We start from the raw sequence: 1,449 nt of genomic DNA, 5'->3' as shown, positions 1-1,449 counted from the left end.
CCCCCCCCCCCCCCCCCCCCCCCCCCCCCCCCCCCCCCCCCCCCCCCCCCCCCCCCCCCCCCCCCCCCCCCCCCCCCCCCCCCCCCCCCCCCCCCCCCCCCCCCCCCCCCCCCCCGCGCCCTGCGCCGCCTCATCGCAGCCCTCCCGCTGCTGCTGGCCCTGGCCGGTCCGGCAGCGGCCGCGGTGAGTCGGCCGGAGGATCGCCTGCCGGACCCGGCCCTGGAGGCGCGCGCCCAGGAGATCGGGCGCGAGTTGCGCTGCATGGTCTGTCAGAACCAGTCGATCGAGGACAGCGATGCCGACCTGGCGCGCGACCTGCGGCGGATCGTGCGGGAGCGTGTGACGGCGGGGGACGATCCCTCGGCGGTGATGCGCTTCGTCCATGCGCGCTATGGCGACTTCGTTTTGTTGCGCCCGCCCTTCAATCCGGTGACGGCCTTGCTGTGGGCCATGCCGGCGATCGCGCTGGGGGGTGGGCTGGCGGTGATCGTGTTGCGGCGCCGGCGGGCCGTGGCAGGGCTTGATCCCGCCCCGCTGACCGAGGCGGAACGTCGCCGTCTCGCTGACCTGGAGCGTGGCGGCGGCGCATGACCACCTGGATTCCGCTGGTGCTTCTCGCGCTTGCCGCGCTGCTGCCGCTTGGCGCGGCGGTGTTGCGCCCTTCCGCGGCGCGCGGCCGGCGCGAGGCCGATGTCGCGCTGTATCGCGCGCAGCTCGATGAGCTGGACCGCGAGCGTGAGGTCGGGCGTCTGGATGAGGCCGGACATCGCGCCGCGCGCATCGAGGTGCAGCGCCGCCTGATCGCCGCCGCCGACCAGGCCGAGGAAGCGACGACGGCGCGCAGCCCGGCGCTGCTCGTCGCGATCCTGCCGCTGCTGGCGGCGGCGGGGGTCGGCATCTACCTGCTGCGCGGGTCGCCGGGGATGCCGTCGGCGCCCTACGACCTGCGCGCGGCGGCGGCGGCGCGTGATGACCAGGTCCTGGCGACGCTGCGCGACAGGCTGGCCGCGCTCGACCCGCGCAGCGACCAGGCGCGGCAGGGCTGGATCCTGCTGGGCAATGCGGAACGTGGGCGTGGCAATGCGGAAGCCGCGATCGCCGCCTGGACGCGGGCGCTGGATGCGCGCTTCGAGGCCGACCTGGCCGGCGACGTCGCCGAGATGGAGATCGCCCGCGGTGCCCCCGCCGCCGCGGCGCCGTGGCTGACGCGGGCACTGGCGGACCAGCCGGGCGATCCGCGCTTCCGCTTCCTGGCCGGCCTGGTCGAGGCCGAGAGCGGCCGCCCGGCCAATGCGCGGTCGCTCTGGCAGGCGCTTCTGGCGGAGACGCCGCCGGATGCACCCTGGCGCGGGCTGCTGGAACGCCGGCTCAGCGCCCTGCCCTGACCGGCGGGGCGGGCGGGCGCGGCAGCGGCGCCGGTCGCGGCGGCATGGCGGATGCGACGGGCCC

At 77.8% G+C, this 1,449-nt stretch carries 2 protein-coding genes; both read left to right on the top strand.

Features of this window, described 5'->3' with window-relative positions; all coding sequences use genetic code 11:
- Positions 1 to 120: 120 nt before the first annotated feature.
- Positions 121 to 591 (top strand): cytochrome c-type biogenesis protein, encoded by a 471-nt coding sequence (locus HW578_RS26520; RefSeq protein WP_198373691.1) that lies wholly within the window; start codon positions 121 to 123, stop codon positions 589 to 591.
- Entirely contained in the window at positions 588 to 1,385 is a 798-nt protein-coding gene (gene ccmI, locus HW578_RS26515) for a c-type cytochrome biogenesis protein CcmI (protein ID WP_198373690.1), read from the top strand. The genes HW578_RS26520 and ccmI overlap by 4 nt, the downstream gene beginning before the upstream one ends.
- Positions 1,386 to 1,449: the final 64 nt, after the last annotated feature.

Source organism: Roseomonas rosulenta (genome assembly GCF_016106005.1).
Lineage (GTDB): Bacteria > Pseudomonadota > Alphaproteobacteria > Acetobacterales > Acetobacteraceae > Neoroseomonas > Neoroseomonas rosulenta.
The sequence above is the reverse complement of the archived record's forward strand: the minus strand, read 5'-3'. Positions and strand labels throughout refer to the sequence as shown.